General features: G+C 57.6%; 16 protein-coding genes. 5 read left to right on the plus strand and 11 right to left on the minus strand.

The window, feature by feature from the left end; all coding sequences use genetic code 11:
• Positions 1-150 precede the first annotated feature (150 nt).
• Positions 151-1,080: a LysR family transcriptional regulator gene (locus tag J5276_RS27320; RefSeq protein WP_060643013.1), complete on the minus strand. Its 930-nt coding sequence runs from the start codon at positions 1,078-1,080 to the stop codon at positions 151-153.
• Between the two features lie 117 nt (positions 1,081-1,197).
• Here J5276_RS27320 and J5276_RS27325 point away from each other — a divergent pair, with 117 nt between their 5' ends.
• A complete protein-coding gene (locus tag J5276_RS27325) occupies positions 1,198-2,064 on the plus strand; it encodes an aldo/keto reductase family oxidoreductase (RefSeq protein WP_209159952.1) in 867 nt (288 codons plus the stop codon).
• 116 nt (positions 2,065-2,180) lie between these two features.
• Here the strand turns inward: J5276_RS27325 and J5276_RS27330 are convergent, their stop codons facing one another.
• Complete coding sequence (locus J5276_RS27330; RefSeq protein WP_076844284.1) at positions 2,181-3,083, minus strand: LysR family transcriptional regulator; 903 nt, start codon at positions 3,081-3,083, stop codon at positions 2,181-2,183.
• Between the two features lie 91 nt (positions 3,084-3,174).
• Between J5276_RS27330 and J5276_RS27335 the strand changes: the two genes are divergently transcribed.
• Entirely contained in the window at positions 3,175-4,191 is a 1,017-nt protein-coding gene (locus tag J5276_RS27335) for an NADP-dependent oxidoreductase (protein ID WP_076844283.1), read from the plus strand.
• 372 nt (positions 4,192-4,563) lie between these two features.
• Here the strand turns inward: J5276_RS27335 and J5276_RS27340 are convergent, their stop codons facing one another.
• Positions 4,564-5,577 carry a LacI family DNA-binding transcriptional regulator gene (locus J5276_RS27340; RefSeq protein WP_076844281.1) on the minus strand — a complete coding sequence of 338 codons (1,014 nt, stop codon included), beginning with the start codon at positions 5,575-5,577 and terminating at the stop codon, positions 4,564-4,566.
• A gap of 133 nt (positions 5,578-5,710) precedes the next feature.
• On the opposite strand from J5276_RS27340, the gene J5276_RS27345 reads away from it, so the two are divergent.
• The 3 genes from J5276_RS27345 (at position 5,711) to J5276_RS27355 (ending at position 8,860) form a co-directional block, all read left to right on the plus strand.
• Positions 5,711-6,634, plus strand: coding sequence for a sugar phosphate isomerase/epimerase (locus J5276_RS27345; RefSeq protein WP_209159953.1), 924 nt, complete (start codon positions 5,711-5,713; stop codon positions 6,632-6,634).
• A 20-nt stretch (positions 6,635-6,654) separates the two neighbouring features.
• Positions 6,655-7,827 carry a Gfo/Idh/MocA family protein gene (locus tag J5276_RS27350; protein ID WP_209159954.1) on the plus strand — a complete coding sequence of 391 codons (1,173 nt, stop codon included), beginning with the start codon at positions 6,655-6,657 and terminating at the stop codon, positions 7,825-7,827.
• Between the two features lie 133 nt (positions 7,828-7,960).
• On the plus strand, positions 7,961-8,860 hold the full coding sequence (locus tag J5276_RS27355) for a sugar phosphate isomerase/epimerase family protein (RefSeq protein WP_019565834.1): 900 nt from the start codon (positions 7,961-7,963) through the stop codon (positions 8,858-8,860).
• Between the two features lie 282 nt (positions 8,861-9,142).
• Here the strand turns inward: J5276_RS27355 and J5276_RS27360 are convergent, their stop codons facing one another.
• The 8 genes from J5276_RS27360 to J5276_RS27395 form a co-directional block, all read right to left on the minus strand.
• Positions 9,143-9,373 (minus strand): BrnA antitoxin family protein, encoded by a 231-nt coding sequence (locus J5276_RS27360; protein WP_060643007.1) that lies wholly within the window; start codon positions 9,371-9,373, stop codon positions 9,143-9,145.
• A 295-nt stretch (positions 9,374-9,668) separates the two neighbouring features.
• Complete coding sequence (ggt, locus tag J5276_RS27365; protein ID WP_209159955.1) at positions 9,669-11,426, minus strand: gamma-glutamyltransferase; 1,758 nt, start codon at positions 11,424-11,426, stop codon at positions 9,669-9,671.
• Between the two features lie 522 nt (positions 11,427-11,948).
• The gene (locus tag J5276_RS27370; protein WP_370647653.1) at positions 11,949-12,761 is read right to left on the minus strand and encodes an ATP-binding cassette domain-containing protein; all 813 of its coding nucleotides are present in this window, start codon (positions 12,759-12,761) and stop codon (positions 11,949-11,951) included.
• A gap of 24 nt (positions 12,762-12,785) precedes the next feature.
• On the minus strand, positions 12,786-14,765 hold the full coding sequence (gene fhuB / locus J5276_RS27375) for a Fe(3+)-hydroxamate ABC transporter permease FhuB (RefSeq protein ID WP_209159968.1): 1,980 nt from the start codon (positions 14,763-14,765) through the stop codon (positions 12,786-12,788).
• The gene (locus J5276_RS27380) at positions 14,762-15,649 is read right to left on the minus strand and encodes an ABC transporter substrate-binding protein (protein ID WP_236736202.1); all 888 of its coding nucleotides are present in this window, start codon (positions 15,647-15,649) and stop codon (positions 14,762-14,764) included. The genes fhuB and J5276_RS27380 overlap by 4 nt, the downstream gene beginning before the upstream one ends.
• Before the next feature lie 4 nt (positions 15,650-15,653).
• Positions 15,654-18,095 carry a TonB-dependent siderophore receptor gene (locus tag J5276_RS27385; protein ID WP_247750017.1) on the minus strand — a complete coding sequence of 814 codons (2,442 nt, stop codon included), beginning with the start codon at positions 18,093-18,095 and terminating at the stop codon, positions 15,654-15,656.
• A 134-nt stretch (positions 18,096-18,229) separates the two neighbouring features.
• Complete coding sequence (locus J5276_RS27390) at positions 18,230-19,171, minus strand: FecR family protein (protein ID WP_209159956.1); 942 nt, start codon at positions 19,169-19,171, stop codon at positions 18,230-18,232.
• Positions 19,172-19,203: 32 nt separating this feature from the next.
• Complete coding sequence (locus tag J5276_RS27395) at positions 19,204-19,716, minus strand: RNA polymerase sigma factor (protein ID WP_209159957.1); 513 nt, start codon at positions 19,714-19,716, stop codon at positions 19,204-19,206.
• Positions 19,717-20,021: the final 305 nt, after the last annotated feature.

A 20,021-nucleotide genomic window follows, 5' to 3' on the forward strand; every position in this document is an offset into this window, starting at 1 on the left:
CATCCGATATCTGATTAACGGACTGGATTACTGCAAGACGTGCCCATGTCTGAATAGTCGCTCTAGTCCAATGCATGATGCGGATTATCGCGATATGCACGATGGATCGACCAATGCCGGCGGCAAGAAACAGAGCTAAGGACTTTGAATTCACGGGCCGGGCTGCAAGGATTTCGCTGCATCTTTGTGCGATTGTCTCACGAAATCGATAAATGCGCGTAAAGGCGCGGGCACAAGCCGCCGTCCGGAATAATAGAGGAACGGGCCGGAAAACCGCAGCCACCACTCTTCCATCACCGGTACCAGGTTTCCTCTATCGAAGTGTGGCCTTAGCCAGTCTTCAAAAATATAAATGATGCCAGAACCGGCAATGGCTGCGTCGATACCAAGATCGGTGCCGCCGCCGAACTGAACAACGAGGCTACCTTTAGGATTTATGGCGATTTCTTCCCCATCGCGTTCGAATTCCCAGGAGGGAAGCGCGCGCCCCGAAAACCGGCCTAAAATACAATCATGCGAAAGCAGGTCTTGTGGATGTTGCGGTTTGCCTCTTCTTGCAAGGTAACCCGGCGATGCGGCAAGGGCGTAGCGCTGCTGGCGCGGTCCGATCGGCAAAGCCACCATATCCTGTTCGAGCCGTTCGTCATAACGGATGCCTGCGTCGCAGCCGCTCTTTATGATGTCGACGAAATTCTCATCGGTCACGATTTCCAGCCTTATTTCGGGATAGGCCTTTAGGAACGGCGGCACGATCGGAGGCAGGACCAGCCTTGCCGCACTCATCGGAACATTGAGTCTGAGATCCCCCGAGGTGCGGCCGCGGCTGCTTTTCACCTCGTCGAGTGCCGATGCCACCTCTGCGAATGCGGGTCCGGTGCGCTCTAGCAAGAGACGTCCTGCATCCGTCAGGAGCACGCTGCGGGTTGTGCGATTGAATAGTCTTACCCCAAGGTCTTCTTCGAGACGCTTCACCGCATCGCTCAACGCCGAGGAGCTGACGCCACTTTCGCGCGCGGCCTGCCGAAAACCTTTGGATCTAGCCACAAGTAAAAACGCATTCAGATCCGTTAAATCCGACACCCTGCTCTCCAAACATAAAAAACAATTGTCCGTTTTCACGGACAGCCTGTCCGGATTATAGCTTCTTGCAGCGTATATGCCACCTGTCTATTTTGGAGGAACACAAGGAGATGGACCATGAGCACTATTGCAACTTCAGGAACCTTCACGCTTGGCGATCATACGGTGCGCCGGCTGGGCTATGGCGCGATGCAGCTTGCAGGCAAGGGCGTTTTCGGGCCTCCGAGCGATCGTCCGGAGGCCATAGCTGTCCTGCGCGAGGCGGTGGAAAGCGGCGTCAACCACATCGACACCAGCGATTTCTATGGCCCGCATGTTACAAACGAGATAATCCGCGAAGCTTTGCATCCCTATGACAACGACCTCGTGATCGTCACCAAGGTCGGCGCAGGCAGGGGCGCGGACGCTTCGTGGTATCCGTCGTTCTCGCGCGTGGAGCTGACACAGGCCGTTCATGACAACCTCCGCAATCTCGGACTCGATGTGCTCGATGTGGTCAACCTGCGCGCTATGTTCGACGTGCACGGCCCCGCGGAAGGCTCATTGGACGAGCCTCATGAAGTTCTGGCCGGTTTAAAGCAACAGGGACTGATCCGGCATATCGGACTGTCTAACGTCACGGCGAAGCAAATCGAGGATGCCGGAAAGATTACCGACATCGCTTGCGTGCAGAACCAGTACAATCTTGCGCATCGGCAGGACGAAACCTTAATCGACACACTCGCCTCCCGAGGGGTTGCCTATGTGCCGTTCTTTCCTCTTGGCGGCTTCTCGCCGCTGCAATCCTCTACCCTGTCTGACGTGGCCGCCCGGCTCAACGCCACGCCGATTCAGGTTGCGCTTGCCTGGCTTCTCCAGCGATCGCCGAACATTCTCCTGATCCCGGGCACATCGTCACGGGGACATCTGCGAGAAAACCTCGCCGCGGCCAGGATAGAGCTCCCCTCGGAGGCACTGTTGGAGCTGGATAAGGTGGCTGCTTAATGCCGCTTGTAGAAATCTGGGGAATTTGTCGACGGGTTGTCATCTGTCCTCACGCCCGCTTTTGGCAAATGCTGCCTAGTCAGCGTCGCCCCAGGAGCAGACATTCGCTGCCATTGTCAGGACAACTTCACTAAGGTGTCGAGGAAAGCGCGGACGGCCGGGTTTGACCGCCGGCTCTCGGGCCACAGCGCCGTGATGTTGTGCCGTTCCACCGCATAATCGGCCAGAACCGGAATAAGCGCTCCACGCCTCACCCAAGTGCTGGCCATGAAATTGGTTGCCATTCCGATTCCGGCACCTGCTGCGATCGTCGCAAGCACGGCTTCGCTCGCGTCAACGATAATGCTAGAGGTGGGCACAATCTCCACCTCCCTGTCCCCTACGTGGAAAGGCCAGCGGAACAGCTGGCCGCTACTCTGGTAGCGCAGGTTGACAGTCTCGTGCTCTTCCAATTGGTCTGGATTGGTCGGCGGGCTGCGCCCGGCCAGATATTCGGGCGAGGCATAACAGCATAGCCGATGTGGCAGAAGGCGGCGCGAAAGCAGGCGCGAATCTGCCACATCACCAATGCGGACCGCTACATCGTAGCCGCCTTCGATAAGATCAACCATGTGATCGCTCAAACGTAGATCTATATTGACCCTCGAATGGAGCCTGCGAAACTGAGGAAGCATCGGCGCTATTACGTGCAGGCCGATAGGCAACGATGCTGCAACCCGTAAAGTGCCAGCGGGCTCGGTGCGCGCTGCTTTTGCCGCCTGCTCTATATCTTCGGCGTCGTGCAGCAGCCTGAGCGCACGCTCATGAAGATCGCGCCCCTCGGTCGTCAGGGCCAGGGAACGTGTCGTACGCGCAAAAAGCGAAACGCCGAGCTGCTTTTCCAGCCGCTGAATGCTTTTGCTGACCGCCGAGGGTGAGATGGACAAGGAGCGGGCGGCGGCGGTGTAGCTTCCGAGCGAGCCGGCCCGAGCGAATGCGATCAACCCAGTCAGTCTATCAATTCCGATTTGTTCCTTCATGGCACTATTAAAGCGAATTATCTGATGATTATCAAGCGAAGGAGATGATCGTATCTTCAGTCATCAAAACGAATATTCAAGCGAGGCCGTGATGACTGATATGATGAAAGCTGTGCGATTGCACGAATTCGGTGGGCCAGATGTTCTTCGTTATGAAGATGCGCCCCGGCCGGAAATCTCGGCGGACGACGTGCTTGTTCGCGTCCATGCCGCCAGCCTCAACCCGCCGGATCTCTATCTGCGCGATGGTTATCGGGCTCTACCGCCGGAATGGCACCCCAGCCCAAGCTTTCCGCTGATCCTTGGCACGGACGTTTCCGGCACGGTTGCGGCCGTTGGTGAAAACGTGTCGCAGTTCAAGGTCAACGACGAGGTCTATGCGATGGTCCGCTTCCCGCAAAACCTCATGACGGGAAGCAGCGCCTATGCCGAATATGTTCGCGTTCCGGTATCGGAGTTGGCGCTGAAGCCCGCCGGGATCGACCATATCCAGGCTGCCGGTGCGCCCATGTCGCTTTTGACCGCTTGGCAATTTCTGGTCGATTTGGGACATGATTTGCCGAACCCATTCCAGCCCTTCCGGCATGCACCGGTTCCGCTCGACGGCAAGATCGTGCTGGTGAACGGCGCCGGCGGCGGCGTTGGCCATCTTGCAGTCCAGATCGCGAAGTGGCAAGGCGCGAAGGTGATTGCCGTTGCTTCCGGCAAAAACGAGGCGCTTCTCTATGATCTCGGTGCCGATATTTTCATCGACTATACGAAGACGGCTGCCGAAGCAGTGGTGAGGGATGCTGATCTGGTGCTTGACGCCGTCGGCGGCGCGAATATGGAACGCTTTCTCCCCAGCATTAAGCCGGACGGCGCCCTGTTTCTCGTCAACCCGCTGGGTTTTCTAGGCCATGACGAAGCCGCCCGGCGAAAGATCACCGTCTCAACGACACAGGTGCGTTCGAACGGTGCGCAATTGGCAGAGGCCGGTCGTCTGCTCGATGATCGCTCCTTACGGGTGGTGATCGACAGCACCTATCCGCTGGCCGAGGCATCGACAGCGCATCGTCGTGCTTCAGAAAGTAGCATCCAGGGCAAGATCGTGCTGGTTGCCGCCTGATCACCATTGACCAGTCAAGGCCCCGGTCGCCGCGAACAGTCGGTCGGTGCGCTGATCCAGGGATTATCCCGTGCTGATTATAATAGACGACATGCACGTCGCTCTGTCGCAATTCATGACAGAACTGAATGCGGTGGCATCCACGACACGAAAGCGTAGGACAGCATCACCTATGATGCTGCCGTGGACGATCCACAATCAGGGCGATTCCTGATCTCGGAACGTTGGGTCGATCAGGCTGCGCTCAGCGCTCATTTGCAGGTAGCTGACACGATCGCGTTTGCCGGCCGCTGAGCAGTAAAATGCGAGGCGAAATACGGAAATACGACGTATTGAACGAACGCGACATCATGGATGACTGATACACGCACGCTAGGCATTCTCCGCGAGAAAGATCTGGATGTCCGTTGAGATAGAGACCGCTTCTCCAGGCATTCTACCGAGGAGCTTTGCGATGGTCTCAACTGCCAGGCGTGCTTCCAAAAGGGGTCTCTGGTCGATAACCGCGTTGATCTTTCTGGACTTTAGCAGCATCCGTCGATTGGGCGTGAGTTCGTGGGTGATGACCACCGTATTGTCGATTCGGCCAAGGCGTTGCAGAGCACTGACAATCGGCAAAGCACCCGCGGACAGATGATATATGCCTCGTAATCCCGGGTCATCCCGAAATGCAATCTCTACGACACGGCCAGCTTCCTCCTGATTTTCTCCGGTCTCCAGAACCACGGCCAGACTGAATTCAGGATAACGCTCGGTCATGATGTCGCGAAACCCGGCTTCCCGTTCGCGATGGCCAGTGATATCGCGTGAGCCGGCAACCACGACGACGCGGCCGCCTTGCCGTCCGAGGAAAAGGCCCATCAGGTCGCCAGCCACCCGACCGGCCTGCCTGTCGTTCGGCCCCACATAGGCGGCACGCCCGCAATCTGTGAGGTCGGTCGCCAGAGTAACCACCGGGACATTGCGCGACAGGAATGCTACGGCTTCCCGAACCCTGATATCGTCAGGGCTGGTGATGACGAGGCCATCGTAGGAGCGACAATCGCGGACGGCTGCGGCGATCGCCGCCGGCTTTCGTGGGTCGATGTGATGGACGAAGAATTGCACGTTCAGTGTTGCGTACATTCGCGATGCAAGATCGATACCCTCGCGCAAAGACGCGTGAAACGGGTTTACTGGCGGTTGGATAAGGACCGCGACACGTAGCGCGCGTGAAGGGGTACGATCTAGGGCCCGGTCAATACCGAGCGCCCGTGCAGTGGCCAAAACGCGGTCTTCTTTGTCGGTACGCACGCCGCCACGGTTGTTGAGAACCCGATCCACCGTCGCGGTCGAGACTCCGGCTGCCTTTGCAACATCCGAAATGCTTATCTTGCGTGCAGTCATTTACCTCTCCGCCCGGTTTTCTGATTGAATCCCATCAAATTCCAACTTTGTAAATCGGAGATCTCCAGCTAAATCTCTGCGTCAGGGAGGGTCGCCCACCAAGTGAGCGACACCAGGGAAGGACCAGAATATTATGGGTATAACAGTCACCACAGCACCGTGCTGCTGGGGCGTCGATGACGTGCGCAATCCAAACCTACCTCCGTGGGAAATGGTGTTCGACGAAGTCAAGGCGGCCGGATATGGGGGAGTGGAGCTTGGCCCCTATGGTTATGTTCCGCTGAACATCGACATGGTCTCTCAGGCTCTGACAAGTCGAGGGCTCTATATCGTCGCCGGAACGATCTTCAATGATCTTGTCGCTGAGGAAAACCGCGATAGCCTGCTGCGCCAGACGGACGAGATTTGCGCGCTGATCACCCGTCTGCCGACGCCGCCGAAGGCGTCGGGCCAGCGATTTGCCGCACCTTATCTGACGGTGATGGATTGGGGACACGACGAACGCGATTATGCGGCGGGTCATTCCGAGAGGGCACCCCGGCTCGATGACGCGGCATGGAACGGCATGATGGATAATATCAGGGCGATATCCGCTCTTGCCCGCGAGAAATATGGCGTTCGCGCCACCATTCATCCGCATGCCGGCGGTTACATCGAATTCGAGGACGAGATTGCCCGTCTCGCCATTGACATACCCCAGGAGGTTGCCGGTTTCTGCCTCGACACTGGCCATACCTGGTACGCCGGCATGGACCCTGTCCAAACCCTGCGCAAATACGCCGACCGTCTCGACTACATCCACTTCAAGGACATCGACAGGGCCGTTTTCGGCCGCGTGATGGGTGAGCACATTCGCTTCTTTGAAGCCTGCGCGCAGGGCGTCATGTGTCCCATCGGAAAGGGCTGTATCGATTATCCCGCCATTCGCGCCCTTCTTGATGAGCTTGGTTATGAAGGCTTTATCACCGTTGAGCAGGAGCGTGATCCGCGCAACGCGGGCGGTAGCCTCGCCGACGTAAAACTCAGCCGTGACTATCTCAAGTCGGCTGGCTTCTAACAATCCGGGACAGAAACCTCATGATTTACGGAACGCGTCAGACAAAACGACCTCTTCGCTGGGCTATGGTGGGTGGTGGTCGCGGCAGTCAGATCGGCTATATTCACCGCAGCGCCGCCCTGCGTGATCGCTACTTCGATCTGGTCGCTGGCGCCTTCGACCTCGATGCCGAGCGCGGCCGCGCCTTCGGTGTTGAACTGGGGCTCGAGCCTTCGCGATGCTACGCCGATTGGCGTGCGCTTTTCGCAGAGGAGGCAAAGCGTCCGGATGGGATCGAGGCAGTATCGATCGCAACGCCCAACAATACCCACTACGAGATCACCAAGGCTGCACTGGAAAGCGTGCTGCACGTTGTGTGTGAAAAGCCGCTGTGCTTCACGGTGGCCGAGGCCGAGGATCTTCAGCGTATCGCCGCAGAGCGCGGCCGTATTGTTGGAGTGACCTACGGCTATAGCGGCCACCAAGTCATCGAGCATGCCCGCGAGCTCGTTGCTGCCGGCGAGCTCGGGGAAATTCGTCTGGTCAACCTGCAATTCGCCCACGGGTTTCACAACGAGGCTGTCGAGCTTCAAAACCCGGCGACCCGCTGGCGCGTCGATCCGAAATTCGCAGGCCCAAGTTATGTGCTCGGCGATATCGGTACACATCCGCTTCATATTTCCGAGGTCATCCTGCCCGACCTCCGTATCAAACGGCTTCTGTGCACCCGGCAGAGCTTCGTCAAGACGCGTGCACCGCTCGAAGACAACGCCATGACCCTGATGGAATATGACAATGGCGCGTTTGGCACCGTCTGGTCGAGCGCCATCAATGCGGGTTCCATGCACGGACAAAAGGTGCGCGTCGTCGGATCAAAGGCTTCGATCGAATGGTGGGACGAGCAGCCAAACCAGCTACGATTTGAGGTTCAGGGCGAGCCGGTACGCATTCTTGAGCGTGGCATGGGCTACCTGCACGCAAAGGCACTTGCCGACGATCGCATCGGTGCAGGCCATCCCGAGGGCCTCTTCGAAGCTTGGGCTAACCTCTACGACCGCTTTGCTATCGCTATGGAGGCGCGCAACGAAAACGATGGCGAACGCCTTGCGAGCCTCCGGTTTCCGGGGATTGCGGCGGGGGTTGAGGGCGTTCGCTGGGTTGAGAACTGCGTTCGTTCCGCCGATCTCGGCGGGGTCTGGGTCGATTATCGGTAGCGCGATGGAGGGAGCAGCACCATTGGCGCAGCTCCATAAATGATTGCCACCCACGCGACGTGGTCCAGCAAGCGATGCTTGTCCGCATCGACGCTCCCGTGAAGGGGCGAATTTATATTATCAGGAGGTTTTGATGAAACACGCACTCGATCCGCACATGATCCGTCATTTATCTCTGGAGGAAATTTGCCGAAAGACCGCCGAGCTGGGATACGACTATGTTGAGCTCTCACCCCGTCCGGACTTTCTCTCCTGGTGGACGCGTCCGAAGGTTTATCCCGAGAGGGTAAAGAGCTTCAAGAAGGCCCTCAAGGACCATGGGGTGGGCCTGGCAACGCTGCAGCCAATGTACCGCTGGGCCAGCCCATACCAAGACGAGTGGGAAACGGCGATAGAGAACTGGAAGCGTGCCATCGAAATTGCGGCAGAGATGGAATGCCCGATGTTGGTCTCGGAGTTCGGGCGAGGGGGATCCCCGGATCGAAGCCTGAATGACCGCAGTGGGTTGCATCGTCCGGAGACGTGTGAGGGGCAGTTTTTCCGTGCGATGGATATCCTCGTGCCAATTCTGGAGCGCGAAGGGCTGATCCTCTCGCTCGAAGCGCATCCAGAGGACTGGATTGAGGAAATCGCCCCTGCCATCGATATCATCAAGACGATCAATTCAAAGGCCGTAAAGGCATCGTTCATCGCGCCCCATACCTTCTTCTACGGTCCCGACATGGTTGCTAACCTGCGAGCGACCGAGGGGCTTCTTGCACATGTGCGCCTCGCAGACACCTATGACCATAACAAGTCTTCGCAACTGCGCTACATTGTAAATCCGCCTGGAGCGAAGGTGCGCGTCCATCAACACACCGACTTCGGCCAAGGTGAGATCAACTGGGAAGTATTCTTCTCAACTCTTGCCGACATGAAATTCGACGGTGTCCTTTCAAATTGCGTTTTCGCTTGGGAGGACCGAGCCGAAGACAGTGCCCGTTTCATGCTTCGTGAGACACAGATGTATGTGAACAAGTACTGGCCAAAGTAACTCCTCCTCAATCGCGGAGTGGTCGAAAAGGCCCTGCGATATGACCAGGCTTTTGTGGCTCGACCAGATCAACCGGCCTTTCGATGCTATCCCACAGTCGCGGGATCGTTCACTGGGCCACCTCTGGTACGAGCGCCTTCAACGCGGAGAAGGCCTTCTCGATTCGACAGAGGTCCGGGCTGACTGTGAATGGCGCATGATTGCGCCACGCTTGCCCAACGAGCCGCGAGGCCGAGAAGCGGCAGCTATTGGCGGGGCATGGGGTTGGGACTCTTAAAGAGCTTATTTGGACGCATTCATTGCGGCTCGCAAGGTATCGTTGATGCGCTCCTGCCAGCCCGGACCGTCGGCTTGAAAATGCGCGAGCACATCGCTGTCGATCTTCAATGATACAAGCTCTTTGGTGTTAGGAATTGCAGGCCGTTCAACGGCTGGCGCTGCGACCTTCTTTGCCGGTTTGAACAGCGCCTCGGCTGCGTCTTTCGGATTGGACGGTCGTCGGGGTGTTGCCATGGTCATATATCCTCTTGTGTCGTGCACTCGAACAGCGCAGCCTGTCAGTTTCTGTTTGCAGGCTGTATGTTAAACACAGCGGTGGTCGCAACCCACGTGTAGTGGTTAGCCGGAAGAACGTAATTGCTGCAGATAAACCGTCAGCCTCACCCGCGCAATCTGGAAGAGATCGTGCACCGTTATCGACGATTGCATTCGGAGGGCGCAGGTTCTTGTCAAGGTGTTAGCGCCCCTTGGCGAGATACACACCCTTCGTGTTGACCTATTCTCATGCCCTTTCCGCTGGCGGAGCGTTTCACTCCCCTGCCGCCACTCCCTCGCGTCGTGGATCCGCGCTGCCGATCAAACCTTCGGCGGTTATCTCGATGGCATGCAAACCGGAATTCATCTCGCCCGGTTTCACCTCGTAACCCAGCGCCTTCAGTGGCCCTGCCAGACCTTCCGCGCTTGTACCGGCCTCGATGTCGTAGGTGCCGAAGCGGTTGATGAGATGCGGCTGGGAGACAATCGCCTCTACAGGCATGCCCCAATCGATATAGGCGATCAGCGCCTGCGCTACATAGCCGATGATCTGGCTGCCGCCCGGCGAACCGATGGCGAGCAGCGGTTTGCCATCTTTCATCACGATCGTCGGGGCCATGGAGGAGCGCGGTCGTTTGCCTGGCTCAACGCGGTTGGCGATCGGCAGACCGCCATCATGGGTCTTGAAGGAAAAGTCCGTCAACTCATTATTGAGCAGGAAGCCGTTCGTCATCAGACGCGAGCCGAAGCCACTTTCGATCGTTGTCGTCATCGAGACCACGTTGCCGTCCTTGTCGACGATGACAAAATGGCTTGTGGAGGGCAACTCAAGCGCGGCATCCCGGCCGAAAAGAAGCGCGTGGTCCCATTCCGGCTCGCCGGCCTTGACGGCATCGTTGGTCAACGCCTTATCGCCGTCGAGCAGCTTTGCCCTCCCGCCCAAATAGGTCTTGTCCAAGAGGCCGTTGATCGGCAGCGGCACGAAATCGGTGTCAGCGACGTAACGCTCGCGGTCGGCGAAGGCGAGACGCTGGGCGTCGCCGATAATGCGCCAACTGTCGACATTTTTTGGCCCAAGCGCCTTGAGATCAAAATTCTCCACCAGACCAAGCATCTGGCCGATGGCGATTCCGCCCGACGACGGCGGCCCCATGCCGCAAACGTCAAGAGCACGATAGGCAAAGCAGACCGGCTCGCGCTCGACGACCCGATAGTTGGAAAGATCGGCCAGCGACAGCACGCCGGGATTGTCGGCCGCCTCTCGCGCAGTCTTGACGATCGCCTCGGCAATTCGCCCTTTGTAAAAGGCATCGGCGCCGCCTTTGGCGAGCGCCGCAAGCGTCTCGGCATAGGCCGGGTTCTTCAAAGGAACGCCAGCCCGCAGGGCGGCCCCGGAGGTGTCAAAGAAATAGGACCGGGGTTCTGTATATTTCTTCAACCGGTCTCCCTCGGACGCGATCAGGGAGGCAAGACGCGGTGACACCTTAAAGCCCTCTGTAGCCAGCGTTTTCGCCGGCTTCAGCAGGCTTGCCCATTCGGCCTTTCCATAGCGTTTGTGGGTTTCCTCCAGAAGTCGCACCGTTCCCGGCGTGCCAACAGAGCGGCCGCCGACCACTCCGTCCATGAATTTTAGCGGTTGACCTTTGTCATCCAGGAATAGCTTCGGTGTGGCTTCCATCGGCGCCGTCTCGCGGCCGTCAAACGTGGTCAACTTGCCGCTTTTTGCGTCGTAATAGACGAGGAAGGCACCCCCACCGAGACCGGAACTCTGCGGTTCAACGAGGCCGAGCATGGCCTGCACCGCCACCATTGCATCGATGGCGTTACCGCCCTTGGCAATCACATCACGCCCTGCCTCAGTCGCCAGCGGATTGGCCGCCGCTACCATGAAGCTCTTTGCCTCGATGCGTTTGGCAGTCGCAATATCGGTCGCTTTTTCGGGCGCCACCGTGTCGGACGCCTGCTGCGCGGAGGCGACTGCGGTGGAAAGCATCAAGGCGAAAAATGCCTCACCGAAAAATTTCATTTTCATCAGCCAAATCCTCCAGCGACGTACAACTCGTTAATGTAGCAGGGCATTCAACTGAGCCAGCAGGCAGGCCGAACCTTTATCGACCACGGCACGGCCACTTTTAGAACTCTTCCTTCACTGCTGCAAAGCTTCGGCCTTCACCGGTATTTCAGCCCCGTCCGTTGGCTCGCTCCGCTGTTAAGCGTCTGTCTGGCGCGCCGCTCTTTTTCGGCACTATGGTGGCTGTCTCGCCGCATGTCCATCATGTCGAAGGGTCGACCTGTCGTTGGAAAACGGAAATCTGCTCATTTCCCATCCGACAAGCCTTTCGAGTTGGTATATGGCGGCGGACTTCTCTGCCTTCTTCAGGAAACCGGAAGGCAGGCTCGCATTATTTTTCCGACAGTATAGATGGGCAGTTTGGTGTTCATCCAGGCCACGAGCTGGAGCTAATGACATAGGACGGAGCGCAAGGGTAGTAAATGCGGGCGCTGTTGTCTCCACGCATCTGCCTTAATAACGGCGTCGCCGGTTCTGACCCTTTCAACTGCGTGGATATGCTAGCGGTAGACCGCTATCAGGATGGCGCATAACGCCCATTCGGGTCTCGTAGATTGCTTGCAGTTGATCCGGGGCCACGATGTCCTCTGGTCCTCCACGTGCAATGAGTTTTCCACAATGAAGTGCCAGGATTTCGTCACAAAAGCGAGCAGCCATGTTCACGTCGTGGAGCACGACGATGGCCCCAAGTCCACGCTCGTCAACGAGCCGGCGAACAAGCGTGAGGATGTCGATCTGGTGGGCGATATCAAGGGCCGAGGTCGGCTCATCAAGGAGGAGACAATCGGGGTTTTGCGCAACGAGCATCGCGAGCCAGACCCGCTGCCGCTCCCCACCTGAAAGCGTATCGATGAAGCGGGCGCGATAACGCGCAACGTCTGTCAGCCCCATCGCTTCCTCCACCCTCGTCTTGTCCTCGGGGCCAAACCGGCCAAGAGCGCCGTGCCATGGATATCGTCCGAGCGCGACTAGCTCACTGACAAGCATACCTGCAGTATCGGGCGCCTGCTGGGGCAAATAAGCCACCTTACGAGCGAACGGCCTGCTGCCCCATTCATGCAAGTCTTTTCCATCAAAGGAAATCTTGCCAGCACTGAGTGGATTTTGGCGGGCCAGGAGCTTGATCAATGTCGACTTGCCAGAGCCATTGTGCCCGATCAGGCCGATAATTCGCCGTGCTGGCAAACTTATTGTCAGTGGTTCGAGCAAAACCCGAGTTCCGACGGAGAAACTGGCCCGCTCCAACTCAAAAAAGGGTATCCTCGAGATGGTTCTCTTTCTGCTGTCTTCGGATATCTGAACCAAGGCTGTTACCTCATTTTAGAACCTGGGGCTTTGTCTGCCCCGCGAGCGGATCACCCACAGAAAGTATGGCCCCCCGATAAAGGCGGCGATGACGCCTGCCGGAATCTCATAGGGAAAGTCGGCAGCCCGTCCCAACCAGTCGGCTGAGATCATCAGCGTTGCGCCGACCGCGCTCGCCGTGAGAAGCGTCAGGATTTGGCCGCGTGCCCCGGCCGCTCGGGCGATGTGCGGTGCCATCATGCCGACGAAGCTTAACGGGCCAACAATTACGGTCGCAGCTCCCGTCAGGACGGCAATGAACAGCAAAAGCACGAGGCGGGATTGCGCCGGATTGAGTCCAAGAGAGCGTGCAGTGCTGTCCCCAAGCGCCAAGACCTCTAGCGGGCGGCGCAAGAGTGGCGAGATGGCCAGCCCGATCAAAACCAACGCTGCAGCGATGCTCGCGACGAAGCTGGTCGCACGAAAGGTAGGACCCATGGTCCACGCCAGAATGTAACTTGCGCGCGGATCGCCACTGGCAACAATGAGCGAAATTATCGCAGTCGCGAGCGCACTGATGGCTATGCCAGACAGAAGAACAGGTCCAGGCGCATAGCTTTTCCCTTTTGCCACAAGCAGAATGATCGCAAACGCGGCGACTGCACCGGTTATGCCGCCGGCAAGCGGCAAAATAGGCGACGCCATTCCTCCGGCGAAGAAAGCTGCGATAATCCCCAGTCCGGCTCCGGCGCTGATGCCGAGCCCTTCCGGGCTCGCTATGGGATTACGCGTGATCGTTTGTGTGAGGGAACCCGCAATGGCCAGCATTGCGCCAGCACTTGCCGAGGTCAGGACCCTTGGCCATCGACCGGCAAACAACACGGATGTTTCCACCCCGCCAGCTATGAAGCTCTCGGTCAGCGAGAACAATGCGATAACGGCAGCAATGGCAAGAGAACCTGGCAGCAAAAAGCAGCCTGCCAGCGGGTTCTCTCTTTGGTTCAGGGCATTGCTGTTAAGCTGGTCAATGGAATGGGGTACATGTTTGATGAGCACCAACATCACTATGGCGCCGATGATTGCGGTGGCGGTACCTGTTGGCACCTCACCGACGACGGGCGCTCCAGCAAGCACGAGACTGTCAGCGAGCAGCAGGAGGCCGGCACCAAGCAGTCCTCCCCACAGCAGTCGTTGGCGGAGCGTTCGAGCGCCAACTATTCGGGCGAGGTTGGTGGCTGCAAGGCCGACGAACGCGATGACGCCGACGCGGGCTACAACAACAGCCGACAGCACGGTTGCGATAAACAGTACCGCCGCGCGCAACCCGCCCGGGGACAGTCCGAGGCTGCGGGCACGGCTTTCATCAAGACCGATAACTGAAAGCGGTCGAAAGAACAGCAACAGCAGCGGTATCAGCACGATCATGCGCAAGGCCAATGCGGTCGCGTTGGAATAGTCATTCTGGATGAGTGAACCACTTCCCCAGATGAACACCCCGCGCAGATATTCGTGGTGAAACAAGGCTAGTATGACGGAGGCCGAGCCGGCGGAAAAGCTGATCACCATCCCGCAGAGAAGGAGTGTCATCGGTGCGAAGTTTGAAGCTTTTCCCAGTCCCGCAACGAGTGTTACGGCGACGAGGCCGCCCACAAGCCCGGCTATCTCGCGCTCGCCTGCCGTAACTGCAACTGTAGAAAGGGAAAGAAGGGTGATCGCCAACTGAGCGCCAGAAAGTATCCCGAGCGTCGAGGGTTCTGCCAGAGGGTTTTTCAGGAGCTGCTGGAATATTACACCCGTGAAAGCAAGCGCCCCACCAGCCAGCAGAGCGATGAGGAACCGTGGGACAATCGAGAAATAGACATAGATCTGGCCGAACGAAGCTGGATTCGGCTGCCATAAGGCCGCTGGAATGTCGGAGATCGCCACATAGTGACCAACGGCAAAGGCGTGGAGCGCGATCGCTGCCAGTGTGATGATAAAGGCGAGGCGCGGTGGGGTGATGAAACGGTTTGTCATGCGATGCCGAGACTCTGCCGCAGGACTTCGGCAAACCGCATTGCTGATGGAAACGCGCCAAATACCCATGTGGGTGGAATCATCGATACACGACCATTCCGTACGGCCGGCAAGGCGTTCCATAGTGCGCTTTGCAAAAAAAGGCCCGGTGGACCCGGCTCGATGATGACCAGTCTTGCTTCAGGATAGCGCGCGATCGCCTCCAATCCCGCCGTTGCGAAGCCCCAGTTATTGGTCTTGCCATCCCATGCGTTGGCAATGCCGATCCGTTTCAGGACATCATCGAACAAGCCACCTGCGCCGTAGATATCGATAAGCCTGTCATCCGTAAACTTGATGATCAAAAGGGCGCGCCCGTCGTAGTCTTTTGCGTTGTGAGCTATCGCGTCCAGTCTCGAATAGGACAGTTCCAAATAGTCTGTCGCACGCTTTTCCCTGCCAATGCGACGTGCAATCTCCTTGAGGGCGTGTTCTGCGGCAAGCAATGGTTGCCGGGCGGGGCCGTAAAGCGGCAGCGCAAGGGTGGGAGCAATCGCGCCGAGACGTTCAGCAGAGATACCATATCCGGCTTGAGACACGATCAGCTCGGGTTTCAGGGCTCTTAGCAGTTCAACGTTCGGCCATGATCTCAGGCCAAGGTCGATTGTGTCTGTCGAAAGTGCAGGTGTTACAACGCGGTCACCGTAAAGAGGGGCTTCGGCAACAGCAAATGGCTTGTAGTCCAGAGCGAGAAGGCTTTCTGCCCAGCCCCAGTCCAACACGGCGAGCCGATGCGTTTCCGTGCTTGCTGTTGCCACTGCTGGCAGGAAAACGGAAGCCAACCCGGCGGTGAATTGCCGCCGCGTCAGCCTGTAATCACGATTTGGGTAACGAGCGTCAGACACAATCCTACCAGCTATACTTGAGAGTAGCGTAGACGGTGCGACCCTCGCCCCAATAGCATCCCGTTGCAGCAATGCAGGTCGAGACATACTTGCGGTCGAATATGTTGCTGACATTCAGCGACGCCTTCAAACCTTCCAGCTTCGGGTCTGCCTTGCCGAAATCGTAGCGAACGGCAGCATCAAATACGGTGTATGAGGGGATGTCGAATTTGTTGGCATTGTCGCCAAAAGTCTGACCGGTGTAACGGGCGCCACCGCCAAAGCTCAGACCATCCCAGATGGTCGATGTCTGCAGTGTGTAGTCCAGCCAAAGCGATGCCTGCTGGCGTGGGACAAAGGCAAAGCGATTGCCCTCGTTGCTGATACCGGCAGCATTTGGATTGGCTCTGGTGATCTCGCTGTCGGTGTATGCATAAGATGCCAAGACAGAGAACGCGTCTGTGATTTCCGCCTTGCCCTCAAGTTCGACACCGCGCATCCTGACTTGGCCCGTCTGCACACTGTAGTTCGTGAATCCGGGGGTCGTATCTGGCGACAGGACATTGTCCTGCGTGAGGTGATAGGCAGAAAGGGTGACGAAGCTGTTGCTACCATTGGGCTGGTACTTGACCCCAACCTCGAACTGTTCACCGGTAGTAGGCTCGAAGGCGTTACCCAAACGGTCGGTGCCGCTGGCCGGATTGAAGGAGGTTGAGTAGCCGGCGTATGGCGACAAACCGTTGTCAAAATTATAGACGAGGCCGGCCCTCCAGGTAAACTTGCCGTCTCTCTGATCGACCTGATTGTCAGCGACGCTCGTCCGGGTCCTCGTATCTGTATTTGCCCAGTCGTAGCGGCCACCGAGCGAGAACACGAAATTGTTCCACTCCATCTGATCCTGAGCGTAGAGCCCGGTCTGGCTGCGGTCCTGATCGATCCGTGTTGCGATCGGCGGGCGCGTGATCGCCGTTGCGCCGTAGACGGGGTCAAGTCCATTGAAGGGAGTGAAAATTGGGGAAAGCGCGGACTCTTCGTAGCGGCTGCTTTCGTAGGAATAGTCGAGGCCGAACAATGCGGTATGAGCGACGTCCCCCGTTTGGAAATTTCCGATCGCTTGATTGTCGACGGTGACGGCGCGGGCACTTTCGGGAAACGCCCAGGCATATCGGTAAAAGGCCGTGGGATTGCAGGCTGCCGGGCAATAGGGCTGAACGCGCTGAGTGTCTGTTCCGATATAGGAGTAGCGAAGGTTCTGTCTGATGGTCCAGGTGTCATCGACTTCGTGTTCGAACTCGTAACCGACAGATGCCTGGTCGCTCTTGTAGTGGTCGTAACCCGGTTCGCCTGGGAATGCACTGCGGGGCAATTCCGGATACATGCGGGTATAGAGTGTGCCGTTCGCGGGAAGCGCCGGCGCTCCGCCGCCGCCGGGAGAGTCGATGTGCTGATAGCTACCGTAAACAGTCAGTGATGTTCCCTCATCCGGCTTGAAAGTGAATGAAGGCGCAATATATCCCTTCTTCTCGCGCACATAGTCATACTGGGTATCGGTCAACCGGCCGACGCCGACGATGCGGTAGAGGAAGCTGTCATCGTCACCAGCGCCACCGCCGAGATCGAACGCTGTCTGTATACGCTTATCGGTGCCGAACTGCATCTCCACTTCATTGAGAGCAGTTGCGCTCGGCCGTTTTGATACCATGTTGATCAGACCGCCGGGATCGCCCTGGCCATAGAGGACCGATGCTGGACCCTTCAGGACTTCGGCGCGCTCGAGGCTGAACGGTTCGACACGTGGCTGGGCATAGCCGCGCGATCCAAACGGTAGGCGCAGGCCATCCAGATATCGACTTGGTCGAAATCCACGTATCGTAAACCAGTCATATCGGGAATCGTCGCCATATTGGCTGATGACGCCTGGCGTATAGCGAAGAGCCTGGGTCAGCGTGGTCGAACCTTGAGCAGCAATCTGGTCTTTCGTTACAACATTGACGGCCTGTGGAGTGTCTTTGAGTGAGGTGCCCGTCTTCGTCGCTGTGGCGCTCTGTGTGGCGACAAACCCCTCTACAGGCCCACGAGCGTTCTCTCCCTGCACAACGATGGGCTCAAGGATTGTCGCGCCAACCGCACTGGCGCTTGACGAGGAGTTTTGCGGGTTGATCAAAAGGACCGTATTTGCGGTCGTAAATCGGAAGGTCAGGCCTGTGCCCGCGAGAAGACGTCTGAGCGCGCCCTCAGCCGAGAGATTTCCGGCTGTACCGACGCTGCGCAGGTTTGCCGGCAGAGGACCGTCAAAAGCGACATCGATACCGGTCACCGATGAGAAGCGCACCAGCGCAGCCGACAGGGGCTGACCGGAGATCGCAAATTCGTAGCTCTTGGCGGTCTGAGCAACTGCTCCTGTTGACAAGACGACGGTGGTGAAACTGGCGCAGGCCGCCAACAACATTATACGGTACAGTCTCATGCGAAAGCCGCCGGCTTGGTTTTTCTGTGTCACTCGTTTTGCCCCCTGCAAACGGACCAATACCCGAGCATTTTCGGGCTTCTGAACAGGGGACGTTTCAGCTTGGAAAAAACCTCGGTCGATTTTTTGATTTTTTATTGCGGATAGATCAACGTCAGCAAAGGCGAGTAGCTCGCAATACGGATAGGCAGGCCGTGCTCCAGACTTTCCAGTATCCGACCGGCCCTGCGCACGTCCACGATGATGCTGATCGGCCGGCGGGCCAAGGCTCTGTCCATGACAATCATCTTGCCGTAGCGCCATTTTGACAGGGCAGCAACGACATCCTCGAACGGAGCCGAGATGAAAACGAGCCTTCCGCTTCGCCACGAAAGTCTCGTCTCAATATCCGTCTGTGATGGCACCGACAGTTTGTCATTGGCGAAAAGCACGGACTGTCCCTCCTGGACGATCCGCTCTTGGCTCAACGATGAGACCTTTACCGTGTGTTCTGCAACCGCAACGACGATACCTTCCTCATGCATCCCAACGGAAAACTGAGTGCCAAGCGCTAAAGCTCTAAGGTCCCTACAATCAACAGAGAACGGTCGAGCAGCGTCCCGAGCGACCGTGAAAAACGCTTCGCCTTGTTGTAAAATGACGTGTCGCTGGCCCGCCGTGAAATTTAACGATATGGCACTCGCCGTCGACAGTTCGGCAACCGATCCGTCGGGCAAGGAAAAGCGCGCGGTCTCTCCGACACCCGTCCGGTAATCTGTTTGCTGCCTTAAATATGCGTGCGTCCCAAGCCCGGCGGCGGTCAGGATAGCAAGTGCACCGCCGGATTTGAGGATTTTTCGCCGTCTGACAGATGCAGGGCTTGATACCTCTGGCAGGGCCGAGGCTCCAAGCCACAAACGCTCCAGTTCGGCATAGGCTCTCGCATGGGCCGGGCTTTGTTCGAGCCAAACCCTGAAATTGGCACGGTCGAGTGGTGTCGCGCTGTCATCGAGAAGCAGCGCGAACCATTCGGCTGCACGGCGTGATATGTCTGGATCATTGTCAGGACAGTGCTCCTGAAGGGAAAAATCCTGCATCCGCCGCCTCATTCTTAGCCGCCATGCGACTTTTAGCGCTCGTAGTTGACCTCTGCACGCAACCGCTCAAGCGCCACGACCATGTGACCAAAGACCGTTTTGGGCGATATTCCCAGTCGTTCGCCAATCTCGACATATGTCAGGCCGTCAATACGAGCGAGGATAAAAACCTGCTGGGCGCGGGCAGGCATGTGTTCCAGTGCGGCCTGAACGCGAAGCAGTTCCTGACGGCTGATGGTAGCTGCTTCCGCAGATGGTGCGGGATCACGAATGGATTCAAGGCCTTCGATCCCGTCGACAAAGGGGGCGATCTTGCGGCGGCGTTCGTGATCAAGCGCAAGATTGCGGCCGGTAATGATGAAATAGGCTGCCAGGTCGACAACATCACGTAACAGGCCCGGCCGTTCCCAAAAGCGAAGAAAAGTATCCTGAAGGAGATCGGCAGTTGTCGCCGGGCAATGGACCCGACGGTAGATGACGCGCATCAGACGAGAGCGTACGCCCATAAAGGTCTCGAGGATTTCAGGGTGTTTTGCGCTTTCCATGAAAACGCTGCTACCATTGGCTCGGAATCAAATCAAGATAAGATGAAATTTGCAATCAAGTTTTTACGCCGCCAAGCGCTTGCGTATTGCAGCTGATTTGATCGGCTCGCCATTGATGCTTGTGATGCCCAGCAGCAATCTGCTCTTCGCAGAGCCTTCGCCGTACCCGGCGAAGGCGGAACCGACGCCATGCCGAATGTCACAGCTTGGCGTGTTGCCAGGACCAGATCTTGTTCCGGCCCCTTTTGGGCTACCGCGAATACTGACCTGTGGACGCCGGCCTATCGAAAGTTGGATATAGAAAA

Source organism: Agrobacterium sp. S7/73 (assembly GCF_019355535.1).
Taxonomy (GTDB): Bacteria; Pseudomonadota; Alphaproteobacteria; order Rhizobiales; family Rhizobiaceae; genus Agrobacterium; species Agrobacterium tumefaciens.